The sequence below is a fragment of the Nocardiopsis alba genome (assembly GCF_000710955.1).
In the GTDB taxonomy this organism is placed as follows: Bacteria; Actinomycetota; Actinomycetes; order Streptosporangiales; family Streptosporangiaceae; genus Nocardiopsis; species Nocardiopsis alba.
Genome location: NZ_BAZE01000015.1, coordinates 31,006 through 46,506 on the forward strand (window position 1 = coordinate 31,006; position 15,501 = coordinate 46,506).

At 70.7% G+C, this 15,501-nt stretch carries 15 protein-coding genes; 5 read left to right on the forward strand and 10 right to left on the reverse strand.

Features of this window, described 5'->3' with window-relative positions; translation table 11 throughout:
* Positions 1-797: 797 nt before the first annotated feature.
* A complete protein-coding gene (locus TR33_RS23090) occupies positions 798-1,772 on the forward strand; it encodes a TIGR03557 family F420-dependent LLM class oxidoreductase (RefSeq protein WP_014908765.1) in 975 nt (324 codons plus the stop codon).
* 115 nt (positions 1,773-1,887) lie between these two features.
* Entirely contained in the window at positions 1,888-2,520 is a 633-nt protein-coding gene (locus TR33_RS23095) for a GNAT family N-acetyltransferase (protein ID WP_234305944.1), read from the forward strand.
* Here the strand turns inward: TR33_RS23095 and TR33_RS23100 are convergent.
* Positions 2,475-3,446, reverse strand: a complete 972-nt coding sequence (locus TR33_RS23100; protein WP_020379960.1) for a LysR family transcriptional regulator — start codon at positions 3,444-3,446, stop codon at positions 2,475-2,477. The genes TR33_RS23095 and TR33_RS23100 overlap by 46 nt on opposite strands.
* A gap of 75 nt (positions 3,447-3,521) precedes the next feature.
* On the opposite strand from TR33_RS23100, the gene TR33_RS23105 reads away from it, so the two are divergent.
* Entirely contained in the window at positions 3,522-4,709 is a 1,188-nt protein-coding gene (locus TR33_RS23105; RefSeq protein ID WP_267880673.1) for an MFS transporter, read from the forward strand.
* 72 nt (positions 4,710-4,781) lie between these two features.
* Here the strand turns inward: TR33_RS23105 and TR33_RS23110 are convergent, their stop codons facing one another.
* The 6 genes from TR33_RS23110 to TR33_RS23135 form a co-directional block, all read right to left on the reverse strand.
* Positions 4,782-5,567, reverse strand: coding sequence for an ABC transporter ATP-binding protein (locus tag TR33_RS23110; RefSeq protein ID WP_017535281.1), 786 nt, complete (start codon positions 5,565-5,567; stop codon positions 4,782-4,784).
* A complete protein-coding gene (locus TR33_RS23115; RefSeq protein WP_017535282.1) occupies positions 5,543-6,397 on the reverse strand; it encodes an ABC transporter permease in 855 nt (284 codons plus the stop codon). The genes TR33_RS23110 and TR33_RS23115 overlap by 25 nt, the downstream gene beginning before the upstream one ends.
* Complete coding sequence (locus tag TR33_RS23120) at positions 6,394-7,218, reverse strand: ABC transporter substrate-binding protein (RefSeq protein WP_042285483.1); 825 nt, start codon at positions 7,216-7,218, stop codon at positions 6,394-6,396. Before TR33_RS23120 ends, TR33_RS23115 begins: the two co-directional genes overlap by 4 nt.
* Before the next feature lie 364 nt (positions 7,219-7,582).
* Positions 7,583-8,077 (reverse strand): DUF3995 domain-containing protein, encoded by a 495-nt coding sequence (locus TR33_RS23125; protein WP_234305945.1) that lies wholly within the window; start codon positions 8,075-8,077, stop codon positions 7,583-7,585.
* Between the two features lie 192 nt (positions 8,078-8,269).
* Entirely contained in the window at positions 8,270-9,109 is an 840-nt protein-coding gene (locus tag TR33_RS23130; RefSeq protein WP_042285485.1) for an urea carboxylase-associated family protein, read from the reverse strand.
* 139 nt (positions 9,110-9,248) lie between these two features.
* Positions 9,249-10,172: a LysR family transcriptional regulator gene (locus TR33_RS23135; RefSeq protein ID WP_014911919.1), complete on the reverse strand. Its 924-nt coding sequence runs from the start codon at positions 10,170-10,172 to the stop codon at positions 9,249-9,251.
* A 131-nt stretch (positions 10,173-10,303) separates the two neighbouring features.
* On the opposite strand from TR33_RS23135, the gene TR33_RS23140 reads away from it, so the two are divergent.
* Both TR33_RS23140 and TR33_RS23145 read left to right on the forward strand, forming a co-directional pair.
* Positions 10,304-11,392: a tartrate dehydrogenase gene (locus TR33_RS23140; protein WP_042285487.1), complete on the forward strand. Its 1,089-nt coding sequence runs from the start codon at positions 10,304-10,306 to the stop codon at positions 11,390-11,392.
* Complete coding sequence (locus tag TR33_RS23145) at positions 11,389-12,324, forward strand: alpha/beta fold hydrolase (RefSeq protein WP_042285489.1); 936 nt, start codon at positions 11,389-11,391, stop codon at positions 12,322-12,324. Before TR33_RS23140 ends, TR33_RS23145 begins: the two co-directional genes overlap by 4 nt.
* A gap of 48 nt (positions 12,325-12,372) precedes the next feature.
* Here TR33_RS23145 and TR33_RS23150 read toward each other — a convergent pair whose 3' ends face one another.
* The 3 genes from TR33_RS23150 to TR33_RS23160 are packed head-to-tail and all read right to left on the reverse strand — an operon-like array spanning position 12,373 to position 15,468.
* A complete protein-coding gene (locus TR33_RS23150; protein ID WP_017535288.1) occupies positions 12,373-13,197 on the reverse strand; it encodes a carbohydrate ABC transporter permease in 825 nt (274 codons plus the stop codon).
* Positions 13,194-14,126: a carbohydrate ABC transporter permease gene (locus tag TR33_RS23155; protein ID WP_042285492.1), complete on the reverse strand. Its 933-nt coding sequence runs from the start codon at positions 14,124-14,126 to the stop codon at positions 13,194-13,196. The genes TR33_RS23150 and TR33_RS23155 overlap by 4 nt, the downstream gene beginning before the upstream one ends.
* Positions 14,116-15,468, reverse strand: coding sequence for an ABC transporter substrate-binding protein (locus tag TR33_RS23160; protein WP_042285495.1), 1,353 nt, complete (start codon positions 15,466-15,468; stop codon positions 14,116-14,118). Before TR33_RS23160 ends, TR33_RS23155 begins: the two co-directional genes overlap by 11 nt.
* Between the last annotated feature and the right edge of the window lie 33 nt (positions 15,469-15,501).

The following is a 15,501-nucleotide window of genomic DNA, read 5'->3' on the forward strand; positions in this document are numbered from 1 at the left end:
GCGGCGGGCCGTCCGACGGGTGCGGTTCGGGTCGGAGAGGATCGGTGGGGAACGCCGCTCGGTGGGCGCGCTGAAATGACCCTCTCCGTGCCTTTCGTTGGTCTGTTCCGGGTGTCGCCCGGAAGGCCGAGGAGATGTTCGAGGACTCGGCTTTATCAGTTTCCAGTTGTGGAGGGTGATGTCAAGGGAATCGGCGAGGAATCGTCCGATCTTCCTTCGTGTGTTCTCGGTTCGGCGGGCTGTGCGATGGCGTCGGCCTTCGTCGCCTGCGGTGATGGTGGGGTACGGGTTTGAACGGAGGCCGTATGGCTGCTGGTGGCACGTGGTGTTCGGTATGTCAATGGCGGACGTCGACTGTTTTCCCTATCTTTTCACGGGAGGGGTTATGTGTCTCCTATCGGGTAGTTCATGGGGGTTCGTAAAGATGTTGCTACGGTGAGTTATGGTGATGTTGTTGCACGAGTAGCGGGATGTCTTTTATCGAATCCGAGCGATGCCCTTTCGTTCGAAAACGGGTCCTTGGTAGGGTCTGCTCGGTGAAGTCGTCCGTGGGGGACTTCACTTCAAGACCCATCCCCGAACGAATGGATTCGATCTCGTATCGTGTCCGTGCGCACGCCCTTTCCGATCCTTTCCGATTCCGTACTCCCCGAGGCGCACAGATGTGGCCCGGCGTTCGAGGCGGAGCGGTCCGGCCTCCGTTCCGAGTGAAACGGAGCCCATTTCTGGACCAGGTCATGTTTCCGTCGCCCGCGTCACGGTCATGGCGGCGGTAGGGACGAAGGGGAGGGATTCGAATGAAGGTCGGCTACAAACTGTTCGCCGAGGGGTTCGGGCCGCGCGAGATCGTGGAACAGGCGGTACGGGCCGAGCGGGCCGGATTCGACTTCGTGGAGATCAGCGACCACTTCCACCCCTGGCTGTTCAGTCATGGGCACTCCGGGTTCGTGTGGTCGATGCTGGCCGCGATCGCCGAACGGACCGAGAACATCGGCCTGGCGACCGGGGTCACCTGTCCGATCCTGCGGGTCCACCCGGCGATCGTCGCCCAGGCGGCCGCCACCACGGCCCTGCTCTCCGAAGGCCGTTTCACCCTGGGCGTGGGCTCGGGTGAGAGGCTCAACGAACACGTGGTGGGGCGCGGCTGGCCCAGCGCGACCATCCGCCACGAGATGCTGCGGGAGGCGGTCACCATCATCCGCATGCTGTGGTCCGGTGGCTACCACTCCTACAGGGGCGAGCACCTGGTCCTGGAGGACGCCCGGGTGTTCGATCTGCCGGAGGAGCCCCCGCCCATCGCCGTGGCGGCCGGAGGAAGACGCGCGGCGGAGCTCGCCGCCGAACTCGGTGACGGGCTTTTCGGTACCGAGCCGGATCGGACGCTGGTCACCGACTACCGGGAGATGGGCGGAACGGGGCCCGCCTACGGCGAGGTGCCCCTGGCCTGGGCCGCGGACGACGGTTCGGCGCTGGAGTCGGCGCGCGAGATCTTCCGGTTCGGTCTCACCGGATGGAAGGTCCAGTCCGAGCTGCCCAACCCCGTCAACTTCGAGGCGGCGACCTCCCTGATCAGCAGGGACGCGATGGGGGACGTCTTCGGATACGGCCCCGACCCCGAACGGCACCTGACGGTGGTCCGCGAGTTCGTCAAGGCCGGCTACGACCATCTGGTCCTGATCAACGCCGGTCCGGACCCGGAGGGCTTCTTCACCTTCTTCGAGGAGGAGCTGTCCGGCCCGATCCGCGACATGGTGCAGATGCCGCTGGGTTGACGCGTCTTCAGGGACACCCCGGGATCTCGCCGGGTGGTGGAGGTCATAGGCGGAACGCCCCGGTTCCCGTTACTGTACCGTCCGGACGGTATGAGAAGGGGAGTCTGTGGAGACCATGGTGAAGCCGCGCGTGAAGGCCTCGGTACGCGACGCCGGGACGACGGACGTGGCGGCGATCGGTCACGTCCTGAGCCGGGCCTTCGAGGGGGATCCCTTCAACGAGTGGATGTTCCCCGACCCCGCCCTGCGCCCCGCGCGCTCCCGACGCCTCTACGCCCTGGAGGCCGGGTTCGAATACCTGCCGCACGGAAGGGTCGAGGTGGCCGACCTCGATGGACGTGTGGTCGGCGCCGCCCTGTGGGGTGACCCCGACGCCCGGGACACGTGGGTCGCGCTGCGCGTGGCCCCGCACCTGCCCGGGATCTTCGGGATGCGACGGCTGCCCACCGTGCTCAAGGGGCTGAAGCGGCTCGAAGAGCACTTCCCCCGCGGGCCGCACTGGTACCTGGCGGAACTGGGCACCGACCCCGACGTGCGCGGCTCCGGGGCGGGCAAGGCGTTGTTGCTCTCGGGTCTGGAACGGGCCGACCGCTCCGGGCTCCCCGCCTACCTGGAATCGAGCAAGGCCGAGAACCTCCCCTTCTACGAGAGGTTCGGTTTCCGGACCACGGCGGCGATCACCGTCCCCGACGGCCCCACGCTCTACGCGATGTCGCGTGAGCCCGGCGCGGGGGAGAGCCCCGCGTAGCAGGGGGAGTCGCCCCCGTAGACCTCGGCGAGCAGACCGGCCAGCGCGGTGAGCTGCGGACCGGTGTCGGCGGTCCGTCGGACCAGCCCCAGCTGGGAGGGCTCCTCCCATTCCGAGATCGGCAGGCAGCGCACGTCGGTCCTGGAGATGCTCTGGGCCATCGGACGGCAGACCAGCATGGCGTGCGTCCCCGCGGCGACCAGCGCCAACCCCTCCTGGACGGTGTTGATGCCCGTACCCGAGCGGATCGGCCGGCCCGACGGCGTGGTCGGCGGGACCCGGGCCGCCATCCAGTAGTCGGGGGCGTCCCCGACCGGCCGCAGCAGGTCGAACTCGGCCAGTTCCTCCACGCGCACCCCCTCGCGTGAGGCCAGGGGGTGTGCCGTGCCCACCGCCAGGAGCTGTTCCTGGGGTGGGAAACGGAAACCCACGGTGAGGGCGGGGTCGTGGACTGGCAGCTCCACCAACGCGGCGTCCAGCCGCCCTTCCAGGACCGCGGAGAACGGGGAGCCCAACGGTATCTCGCTGAGCGTCACCGTCACCTCGTGTTCGGCGCGCAGGAGGCGGAAGGCCTCGGTCACCTGCTCGTAGACGCTGCCGTGGAAACCCAGTCGCAGCTCGCGCAGGGCGCCGCGCATGGCCCGGTCCCGGGCGCGGAGGAAGGTGGTGCTCAGGTTCTCGTAGGCGGGCCGCACCTCCTCGACGAACTGGGCGCCGAATCGGGTGAGCGACACTCGACGGCTGGTGCGCTCCACCAGGCGCACGCCCACCCGTCGCTCCAGGGCCGAGAGGAGTTGGCTGGCCCGGCTGGGGGAGTAGCCCAGACGCGCGGCGGTCCGCCCGAAGTGCAGCTCCTCGGACAACACGAGCAGACACTCGATCTGTTGGACGTGCACCTGGTTCAACGTTCCGCTCCCGCCCGTCATATCGTTGAGCCTAGCTCAACGATCGCTGAGCGGATCGCTGTTGTTCGCCCCGGTGACGGCCGCTTGGCTGGACCCATGAGTTCAACCGTGTCGACGACGGCCGTCGACGATTCCCGCACCACGCCCCGACGGTGGGCCGCCGTCGCGGTGCTGTCCCTGAGCACCTTCCTGGTCGTCACCTCCGAGATGCTGCCGATCGGCGTGCTCACCCCCATGGCCGAGGGGCTCGGCATATCGACGGGCGCCACCGGATCCAGCCTCACCGTCACCGGTCTGGTGGCGGCGGTGACCGCCCCGCTCGTCCCCCGGCTGCTCGGCGGACTCGACCGGCGGACGGTCCTGGCCGTGGCCATGGTGGTCCTGGCGCTGGGCAACGCGCTCACCGCCCTCGCCTCCGGTTTCGCCTTCATGGTCCTCTCCCGCGTGATCCTGGGACTGGCCATGGGGACGGTGTGGGGGATGGCGGCGGCGGTCACCACTCGACTGGTGGCGCTCCGCGACGTGGCCCTGGCCGTGTCCTTCGTCATCGGCGGGGTCGCCGCCGCCTCCGTGGCCGGTGTGCCCCTGGGCACCATGGTGGGCGACGCCCTCGGATGGCGGGCGGCCTTCACCGCCCTGGCGATCGCGGCGCTCGTCCTGGCCGCGGCCCTGACCATCGCGCTGCCACGACTGCCCCGACCGGCGGCCTCGGCCGGCGACGACGGACCGGCCCAAGCCTTGCTCACCCCGGCCGTGGCCATCGGCCTGGCGATGGTGGCACTCCTGGTCACCGCGCACTTCGCCGCCTACACCTACGTGCGCCCCGTCCTGGAGGAGCACTCCGGACTCGCCCCGACGGCGATCGCCCCGCTCCTGCTGGTCTACGGCCTGTTCGGGCTGGCCGGGAACTTCCTCGCCGGGGCGACGGCGGCCCGCCGCTCCCGTCTCACGATCCTGACCCTGGCCGGCGGGATCGCCCTGGCCGTCGCCCTGTCGGCGCTCTCGGGGCAGACGTCCTGGGTCGCCTGGGTCTGGATCGCCCTGTGGGGCGCGGCCTACGGCGGTGTCTCGGTGGCGGGCCGGCTCTGGATGACCCGCGCGGTACCCCACCGGGTCGAACAGATCGCCGGACTCTACGTCGGGGTGTTCACCGCCTCGATCGCCCTGGGCGCCCTGCTCGGCGGGGTCGTGGTGGAGGCGGCGGGGCTCGTCCTCCTGCTGTGGAGCGCGGCTGCCCTGGCCCTGGTCTCCCTGCTCGTGGGGGTGTTCGGCCCCCGAAGGTGACCGGAGCGCACGATGACCGCCGGGTCCTCGCGGGTCGCCCCCGCGAGGACCCCTTCCGTCGTCTCTCGGCCCTCACTCGCCGGTCGCCCGCTCCTCGCGGTCCACGCCGAGCAGGGAGAGCAGCCGGGCGCGCAACGCCGCGAAACCGGGGGCGGCGACCTCGCGCGGGGCGGCGAGGTCGACCCGTAGATCGGCCGCGACCACCCCCTCGGACAGGACCACCACCCGATCGGCCAGGACTATGGCCTCGTCCACGCTGTGCGTGACCAGGAGGACCGCGGGGCGGTGCCGCTCGGTCAGTCGCAGGAGGAGGTCCTGCATCCGCGTCCGGGTGAGGGCGTCCAACGCGCCGAACGGCTCGTCGGCCAACAACAGGCGCGGCTCGCGCACCAGAGAACGGGCCAGCGCGGCGCGCTGGAGCTCCCCGCCGGAGAGCTCGTGGGGCCAGGCCCGCTCCCTGCCCTCCAACCCGACCTCGGTCAGGGCCGCCCGACCGCGCTCGCGGGCCCCGGGGCCCGGCAACACCAGGGTGACGTTGGCCAGGACCCGCTGCCAGGGCAGGAGCCGGGAGTCCTGGAAGACCATGGAGACGCTCTCGGGTGTGTCGACGTCCCCGGCCCCGGCCACCCCGTGGTCGAGCCCGGCCACCGCCCTGAGCAGCGTGCTCTTTCCCGAACCGCTGCGTCCCAGCAGGGCGACGAACTCGCCGCGAGCGATGTCCAGGTCCACCCCGCGCAGGACCGCGCGTCCGTCGAAGCCGCGGGTCAGACCGCGTACCCGGACCGCGGGGGCCTCGGTGGTCAGGGGCGCCCCCTCGGTCGGGGGAGCCAGGGTCAGCCTTCCAGTGTGCGACGCCATGTCAGCGCCCTCCTCTGTACGAGTCGAACGAGTCCGTCGAGCAGTAGACCGAGGACGGCGTAGACGACCAGACCGACGACGATCACGTCGGTCTGCCCGTAGCTTCCGGCCAGGGTCATCATGTAGCCGAGGCCGTTGGTGGAGTTGACCTGTTCCACCACGACCAGGGACAGCCAGGCGGCGGTCACGGCGAAGCGCAGCCCGAGCAGGAAACCGGGCAGTGCCCCGGGCAGGACCACCCGGCCGATGAAGGTGGCGCGGCCCGTGCCGAGGGTCTCGGCCAGCTCCACGTACCTCTGGTCGATGGCGCTCAGCGCGTTGTGGGTGTGCACGTAGATCGGCACGACCACCGCCAGGGCGATCGTGATCACCTTCATCTCCTCGCCGATGCCGAACCAGAGGATCAGCAGCGGCAGCAACGCCAGGTTCGGAACGGCCCGGTTGATCTGCATGGGGCCGTCGACCAGCCCCTCGCCGATCCTGCTCAGCCCCGCCACCAGGGCCAGGGCCAGGCCGGTCGTCACGCCCACGCCCAACCCGAGCAGCGCCCGACCGGCGGAGGCGAGCAGATGTTCCTGCAAGGTTCCCGCCGAGATGAGGTCGGCGGCCGTCCGCGCCACCGTCCAGGGCGCCGACAGGGTGCGTTCCTCGATGAGGCCGGTGGCCGACCCGACGAACCAGACCGTCAGGAGCAGCAGCGGGCCCAGGGCGAGCAGCCCCGGTACGCGGGGTCCGGGGCCCGGACCCCGACGACGCGCGCGGCGTTCGGGCAGGGGGACCGTCGTGGAGCGTTCCGGGCCGGCCCCGGGGGCGGGGGTGTGGTCGCTCATCGGGCGTCCCCCTCGGTCAGGCCCTCGAAGGCGACGGTCTCGAAGCGCGTGTCGTAGACCTCCTCGCGTACGTCCACGGAAGGCCATTCCTGGATACGGGAGAGCAGGTCGGCGGTGGCCTGGTGGCGTTCGATGGTCTCGTCCCAGTCCTCGGGGATCACGCTGACCCCGTCGCGCTCCACGAGGTGTTCGGCGTCCTCGGGGCTCAGCCCCTCGTGGTCGACGTAGAAGCCCTCGGCCCACTCCTCGGGATGTTCGCCGATCCACACCTGGGCCCGGCCCCAGGCCCGGACCAGCTCCCGGATCGCGGCGGCCTTGTCGGCGTCCTCCAGGACGCTTTCGGGCGTGTACAGGTGCCAGGGGTCGTCGCGCAGCCCGTGGGGGAGCACGGTGGCCCCGTCCCGGGCGTACCGGTCCAGGTAGCGGCGGATGAGCACGTCGCCCAGAGGCGCGACGTCGACCTGGTCGGAGGCCAGGGCGTTGACGTAGGTGTCGTCGACACTGGTCATCTCGACCAGTTCCACGTCCTCCGGCTCCAGCCCGACCGATTCCAGCACGCGCAGGACGAGTGCGCCCTGGGCCTGGCCGGGGCTGTAGGCCACGCGCGCGCCCTCGATGTCGGAGAGGTCGTCGATGTCGGCGCCGGGCGCGATCCCGATCTCGTAGAGGGGGTGTTCCAGTGGCACCTCGCGCTCGGCGGCGGCGACCACGCGCACGTCCAGTCCGGTCCACCGGGCGTGCAGGGGCGGGATGTCGGCGACGGCGCCCACGTCGAGGGCCTCGGCGCGGAAGGCCTCGGAGGTCTGTGGTCCACCGAACATGTTCGCCCACTCGACCTCGAAGGGCAGGTCGTCGATCTCGCCGGACAGTTCCAGGGCGCGCTGGGTCCGGGGATCTCCGACGACGAGCGTGGTCCCCTCGGGGATCCGTTCGGGCAGCGGGGCGTTCAGGGGCAGGTACTCGCCGCCCTCGTCCCCGGAGCAGGCGGTGGCGGCGAGCAGGCAGGTCAGGGCCAGGGACAGGCCGGGGATCAGGGGGTGGTGGCGTCGGGGGTGGATGACGGGCTCCTCGGTGGGTGGGGTTTCGGGGCCTGTTCAATTCCCACATATCCTACTTATTAAGTAGGTTTAATGGCAATGGCACCCCGCCCGCCTCCACGCGACACTGGACCCATGACCCGGAGCGTCAGCCGGTCGGGGCGCGCGGGTTCCGTGTCCGTCCGGGCCCGCGCGCCGCCAGACCGAAGGCCAGGCCGCCGACCACGAACCAGGGGTTCCAGAGCAGCAGCGTCCACAGCCGCTGCTCCGCGCTCACCTCCACCCACCGGCCCGCCGTGTCGAACAGCAGCAACGCCTCGACCGCGAGCCCGCGCGCCAGGAGGACCGCGCAGGCGCACCACCCCAGCGCCGTGACCACTCGCCCTGCCGCACCGGCCGGTCTCGATTCGCCCAGAAGCCATCCGAGCGCGGCGCCCACCAGGCACAGCGCACCCACGCCCCACAGGCCCACCAGTACGAACCACCCGGGGCGTTCCTCGGCCAGGGGGCCCGCGGAGACGGCCAGTCCCAGGTCGCCGCCGAGCGCCCAGTAGAAGTGCGCCGCCGCGAAGACGAGCGCCCAGGCGCACGCGATGAGCCCCCACGGCCCCGGTCTCGCCCCGCCCCGTCGATCCTCGCTCATGGACGAGAGCATGCCATCGCCGCGCGGCCCGAGGGAGGTCGGGCCCACCACCGCACCTCGCGGGCGGGCACAGGGAGCCGGAGACGGATCGATCCGTTCCAGGGCGAGATCGCGCCGCTCCGATAGGGCCGGTGACCACCACGGACGACGACGGCTTCGCTCGACACGGAGCGGCTCCGCCGATACCGGGCCTCACCCCTGGACGGGCCCGCGTAGACCGTGCGCCCCCTTATAGGCGGCCGGCTCCGGTGGGCTCCACCCTTGGAGCAGGTCGGGTGAGGGCCGCCGGATCTCCACCGCGAGGGGGCGGCACACGTCGATCGGGTCGCGGGCGTCCGGCCCCCACAGCGGGACCGAGAGGTCGCCGCCGGGGCAGGTCGACAGGGCGCACAGCAGGTCCTGTTCGGCGAAGAACTCCAGGAAGTCGCCGGGCCGCGCGGGAGAGGCCTTCATGAAGTACCGGTCCTCGTCGTTGAGGCCGGTGCACTGGAAGACGTTGAGCACGTCGTGCACGTCGAACTCGGTCAGTCCGTACGGCAGCACCGCCCGGGTCAGGTTCGAGTGGCAGTGCAGGTCGAAGTCCTCACCGGTGAGGATCCGGTTCACGTAGGGGTCGCACCGTGTGCCCAGCAGGTCGTGGACGCGCCCGCCGTCGGCGTCGGTCCCGTAGCCCTCCAGGGAGTCGGCGGTGATCGTGGCCAACGGCCGCAGCCGGGGCAGCGTCGACCACAGTCGATCGTGGCGGGACACGTGGGCGCTCTGCAACTGTCGGGTGCGGGAGGCCCACAGTCGTTCCCGGGGATCGTGCCGGTTCCAGAGGTTGAGGTCGCCGACCTGGGGGCCTTCGGGGGCGATGATCCGGAACAGGTGCCCGGCGGGTACCTCCCAGGCCAGGCCGGAGCGGATCGGCAGGACGAGGTGTTCGACCACCTCCTGATCGTCGGAACGGGCGGCGAGACGGTCGTAGAAGGCGGTGTCGACGTCGAGGACGCCGCCCTCTCCGACCCGGTAGGCGGCCTCGGGTGAACCCATGGGTCTCCTCGTCTGCTCGGTCGGGGTCGAGAGGGGCGTCCCTCGACCGTGTCCGGTGGGATCCCTACCCCTCCTTCGCGAGGCGGACCCCCGCCCCTCGTCCCCTGTGGACGACGGGGCGCCCGAGCGGGGGCCGACCTCAGCCGGTGGCGGGGTCCGCCAGCCGGCGTTCCAGCCCCGAGGCCAGGTGGTCGAGCAGCGCCGTCGTGCGCCCCGGCAGATGGGCGGTGGCGTCGGTGATCCCGAAGATGTCCGCCGGCGGTGTGGGCACCTCCGGCAACAGGCACACCAGCAGTCCCCGCTCCACCAGTGGTCGCGCCTGCCAGGCCGAACGGAACATGATGCCCCGGCCGGCCAGACACCAGTCCAGGATCACCTCGCCGTCGTTGCAGGCCATGTCGCCGGACACGCGGATCGCGCTCTCGTCGTCCGGGCCGGTACCGAACCGCCACACCCCGAAGTCGGCGTCGTTCTCCTTGATCACCAGACAGTCGTGGTCGGCCAGCTCCGACAGCGATCGGGGCGCGCCGTGCTCGGCCAGGTACGAGGGGGCCGCGCACAGGATCCGACGGTTGGCGTGCAGCCGGCGGATCCGCAAACGGGCGTCGGGCGGCGAGCCCACCCGGATCGCCAGATCGTAGCCGGATCCGGCGATGCTGAAGGCGTGCTCGGACAGGGTCAGGTCCATCTCGACGGCCGGATGCGCGGTCGTGAACTCCTCCAACAACGGTGCGATGTGGCGGCGGCCCAGGCCCAGGGTCGAGTGCACCGACAGGCGACCGCGCAGCTCTCCCGAGGCGCGGCTCACCCGTTCCTCCAGGTCGGCGCGGTTCTGCACCAGATCGCGCGCGCCCGAGGCGTACAGCGCGCCGCTCTCGGTCAGGGTGAGCCGGCGGGTGCTCCGCTGGATCAACTGGGTGCCCAGACGGGACTCCAAGCGGGTCAGACGCTTGCTCACGGCGGACAGGGACACGCTCCACGTCCGCGCGGCCGCCGTCATGTTGGGCGAGCGCGCCAGAGTAGCGAAGAACTCCAGGTCGTCCAGGTCGGAAAGGGTGGACATCGTCTCGCTTCTTGCGTTGGAGGAAAGAGAGCGTTGACCGGAGGGCTGTTCCTCCGTGTCGGCTTTCCTCCTAGTTTGGTCCGGCATGAGAGTGCGGTGAACCACCGCCACGAACACGAAGGGCCTTGCGCATGTCGGAGAGCTACCGGATCGCCGTGATCCCCGGGGACGGAATCGGTAAGGAGGTCGTCCCCGAGGGGGTGCGGGTCCTGCGCGCCGCCGCCGAGGTCTTCGGGTTCGGGCTCGACCTGGTCGAGTACGACTTCGCCTCGGCCGACTACTGGCTCGAACACGGGAAGATGCTCCCCGACGACTGGTTCGAGGAACTGTCCGGCTACGACGCCCTGTTCCTGGGCGCCGTCGGCTGGCCCGAGGTCGTCCCCGACCACGTCTCCCTCTGGGGCAGCCTGCTGAAGTTCCGTCGCGGGTTCGACCAGTACGCGAACGTCCGCCCCGTCCGGCTCATGCCCGGGGTGACCAGTCCGCTCGCCGGTCGCGGCCCCGGCGACGTCGACTTCTACGTGGTCCGCGAGAACACCGAGGGCGAGTACAGCTCCATCGGCGGCAGGATCTTCGAGGGCACCGACCGGGAGACGGTGATCCAGGAGACCGTCATGACCCGCACCGGCGTGGACCGGATCCTGCGCTACGCCTTCGAACTGGCCCGCACCCGTGACCGCCGGCACCTGACCTCGGCCACCAAGAGCAACGGCATCTCCGAGACCATGCCCTACTGGGACGAGCGCGTGGCGGCGATGAGCGCCGAGTTCCCCGACATCACCGTGGACCAGTACCACATCGACATCCTGACCGCGCACTTCGTGCAGCATCCGGACCGGTTCGACGTGGTCGTGGCCAGCAACCTGTTCGGCGATATCCTCTCCGACCTGGGCCCGGCCTGCACGGGGACGATCGGCATCGCCCCCAGCGCCAACATCAACCCCGAGGGCCGCTACCCGAGCCTGTTCGAGCCGGTCCACGGTTCGGCCCCCGACATCGCGGGTCGGGGCATCGCCAACCCGGTCGGACAGATCTGGAGCGCCTCCATGATGCTCGAACACCTGGGGCAGGAGAAGGCGGGCGCCGCCGTCCTCGGCGCGATCGAGCGCGTGCTCGCCGGCGACCGTTCGGTGTTCACCCCGGACCTGGGCGGGAACGGTACGGCCGTCGGCCTGGGCAAGGCCGTCGCCGACGAGCTGGTCGAGGGGGCCCGGGCATGACACACGTCCACCGCGAGGCCGGGCCGAGCGCCTACGGGGAGCACACGCTGATCCCCGGTTTCGAGGCCTCGGACCTCACCCTGGCGAACGGGCAACGGATCCGTACGGCGGTCGGCGGTCGAGGCCCCGCGCTGCTGCTCCTGCACGGTCATCCGCAGACCCACGCCACCTGGCGCGAGGTCGCCCCCGAGCTGGCACGCGACTTCACGGTCGTCGCCACCGACCTGCGGGGTTATGGGGACTCGACCTCGCCGGAGAGCGAACCCGACCACGCCTCCTACTCCAAGCGGGCGATGGCCGCCGACCAGGTGGAGGTGATGCGTCTGCTCGGTCACGAGCGTTTCGCCGTGGTCGGCCACGATCGGGGCGGACGGGTCGCGCACCGGATGGCCCTGGACCACCCCGAGGCGGTGGACCGGCTCGCGGTCATGGACATCGCCCCCACGGCGACCATGTACGACCGGACCGACCGCGAGTTCGCCACCCGGTACTTCTGGTGGTTCTTCCTGATCCAGCCGTCCCCGCTGCCGGAGACGATGATCGCGGGGGCGACCGAGACGTACCTGCGCGCGCATCTGCGCGGACAGAGCCGCAGCGAGGGCGTGCCGAACGAGGATCTGGTCCAGGAGTACCTGCGCTGCTACCGGGACCCGGAGACGGTGCGCGCGATCTGCGAGGACTACCGCGCGGCCGCCGGGATCGACCTGGAGCACGACCGTCACGACACCGAACGCGGACACCTGGTGACCCGGCCGCTGCTCGCCCTGTGGGGTGCGCGGGGCACGGTCGGTCGCCTGTACGACGTCGCCGCCACCTGGCGGGAGGTCTGCTCCGGACCGGTGACCGGCTCCGCGATGGACTGCGGCCACCTGCTCCAGGAGGAGCGCCCGGCCGAGCTGGTCTCCCGGCTGCGCGCCTTCCTCCAGGCGTGAGCCGACCCCCTCGTCCCCGAACGCGTCGACGTTCGGGGACGAGGGGGCTCAACCCTTCACCGCGCCCTGGGTGAGGCCGTTGACGAAGCTGCGCTGGAAGACCAGGTAGACGACCACGATGGGGGCGATGACCAGGAGGGTCGCCGCCGACAGCAGCGGGATGTCGGTCCCGTACTGGCCCACGAACAACCCCAGCCCGGTGGGGGCCGTGCGCAACGCCGGATCCTGGATCATCACCAGGACCAGGAGGAACTGGTTCCACGACCACATGAACACCAGGACCGCCAGGGTCGTGATGGCCGGCCACGAGACGGGCAGCAGCACCCGGGCCAGCACGGTGAGGTCCCGGGCCCCGTCCACCCGGGCGGCCTCCACCAGCTCCCGGGGCATCGAGGCGAAGTGCGACTGCATCCAGTACACGCCGAACGGCAGGAACAGGGCGACCTCGGCGAGGATCACCCCCGTGTAGGTGTTGGTCATCCCCACCTCGCGCAGGTTGAAGTACAGCGCGATGACCAGCAGTTCCACCGGCAGGGTCAGACCGAGGACGAAGGCGAGCGAGAGAGCGCGTCCGCCCCACACCCCCAGGATCGACAGCGCGTACCCGGCCAGGGTGGCGAAGCAGACCGTCAGGGGCACCACGAACACCGCGATGACCGTGCCCGACCACATCAGCCGGTCGAAACCGCCGGTCTCCCAGGCCAGGCGGAAATTCTCCCACGACCACCGTTCGGGGAGGGAGAACCCGGGCACCTGGCCGCCGGCCGGATGCAGCGAGGCCAGGACGATCCCCAGGAACGGCAGCAGCACCAGCGCCGCCAGAGTGCTCAGCAGCCCATAGCGCAGGGCGGTCGCGATCGCGTCCGGTTTCAACGTTCCTCCCGCGTCAGCAGACGGATCGTGCCGACCAGCACGATGACCAGCAGGGTCAGCACCACCGCGAGCGCGCTCGCGGCGCCGATGGAGCCCTCGTTGAAGGCGAGCCGGTACACCAGCAGCGCCGGCACGTTGGTCTGTCCGGCCGGGCCGCCGTTGGTGGTGACGAACACCAGATCGAAGCCGGCCAGCGCGGCGATGGTGGTGATGACCGCGGCGATACCGATCTCGCGGCGCAGCCCGGGCAGGGTCACGTTCATGAACCTGCGGACCGGCCCGGCCCCGTCGATGGCGGCCGCCTCGTTCAGCGACGGGTCGATCCGCTGGGCCCCGCTCAGGAACAGCACCATGCACAGGCCGCTCATGCACCAGGTGCCGATCAGCCCCAGCGCGAACAGCGCCAGATCGTGGTCGCCCAGCCAGGCGCGGGTCAGGAAGCCGGCCCCCACCGCCTCCAACGCCTGGTTGATCATGCCGTCGTCGGCGTACAGCCAGCGCCAGGTGGTGCCCACCGCCACCAACGGCAGCACCTGGGGCAGGAAGAACACGGTGCGGTAGAAGGTCATCCCGCGCCGCACCCGCCCCAGGAGCAGCCCGGTGAGCAGCAGCCCCACGGCGATCGGGATCAGCGAGAAGAAGACGATGAGCACCAGGGCGTTGAGGATCGCCCCGGACAGCAGCGGGTCGGTGAGCACCCGGGCGTAATTGTCCGGTCCGGCCCAGGCCGGGGTCTGGAACCCGTCCCAGTGCAGGAACGAGAACAGCAGCGTGTTGAGCCCCGAGTAGACCGCGAAGCCCAGGTAGACGACCAGCGCGGGCAGCAGGTAGAGCCAGGCCCGCCACCGGGAGCGTCCCCCTCTTCCACGACCGCCCGGACGCCGCCCGGTCTCCTCCCTCCCGCGTCGGAGGAGCGCGCTACCGGCCATGGACCCGGTCCCATTCGGTCTGGATCTCGGCGAGGAAGGCCTCCTCGTCGAGGGTCCCCGACGTCAGCCCCTGGGCGCCCGGGGTGAGCCGGTCGATCATGCCGGGGGTGACGAAGTCGGGGAAGGGGACGATGCCCTCCTCCTCGGCCACCCGCGTGTAGGCCGTGTTGATCTCCTCCAACACGCCTCCCTCCTGTGCGGTCACGTCGGTGTCCACCGGCATGAACCCGGCCCCGAGCTGGATCCGCGCCGACTCGGGCGAGCTCAGGTGGTCCAGGAAGGCGGCGGCCACGTCGGGGTGTTCGGTCTGCGAGGACACGACGAAGGAGACGCTGGAGCCGGAGATCAGGGGCTCCTGGTCGGCGTCGACGCCGGGCATCGGGAAGAAGCCGACGTTCTCTCCCATCGCCTCGTCCAGTTCGAAGGCGGCCCAGTTGCCGGTGACCAGGAAGGCGCCGCTCCCCGTGGCGAAGTCGGCCCTGGCGTCGTCGTCGGAGGTGGCGTTGGCGCTCACGGGCACGTATCCGGCCTCCACCCAGCGGGTGAAGGTCCGGGTCGCCTCCAGCGCGGAGGGGGTCTCGATGGTGGAGTCCGGGACCCCGTGTACCCAGTCGCGGTAGGCCCCTCCATCTCCGTGGGCGTTGAGCAGCGCGTTCCACAGGTGGATGCCGCCCACCCCCAGTCCGCCGACGTCGAACGGGACGATGCCGGCCGCCGCGACCCGTTCCAGGGCCTCCTCGAACTCGTCGAGGGTGGTGGGCGGCTCCTCCACTCCGGCCTTCGCCAACAGTTCCCGGTTGTAGAACACCCCGATGACCGAGAGCGCGCCGGGCGCCGCGTACAGACTCCCCTCGCCGAAGCGGGCGGCGTCCTCGTCGGCGCGCAGCGGCTCCAGGCTCGCGGCCGGGAAGGACCCCTCCCAGTCGTAGGCCTCGGAGTAGGGATCCAGGTCGAGCACGTAGCCGCCCGGGATGAGCGATCGCATGGCGCCCGGGTTGTACTGGGCCAGGTCGGGCGGGTCCTCCGAGGACATCGCGAGCGTGACGGTCTTGATGTAGTCGCTGAACGGGGTCTGCTGGAGTTCGATCGAGACGTTGGGGTGGAGTTCGGTGAACCCCTCGACGAGCTCGGTGACGGGCGGATCGTCGGTGTAGGCCACGACCAGCTCGACCGGTTCGTCGGTGATGTCGGTGGAGACGTCGTGGGGGACGTTGTCCAGCCGGTCCCCGGCGGTCAGCACGGCGCACGAGGTGAGCAGGAGGATCGAGGCCGCGCCCGCCGCGACGGGACCGGCCCGCCGCGGGGGCGGACCGGGGGCGGTCGTCTCTGAACGAGGGGACATCGCGCCCTCCGTGGGTCGGGATCGGCCGGTGGT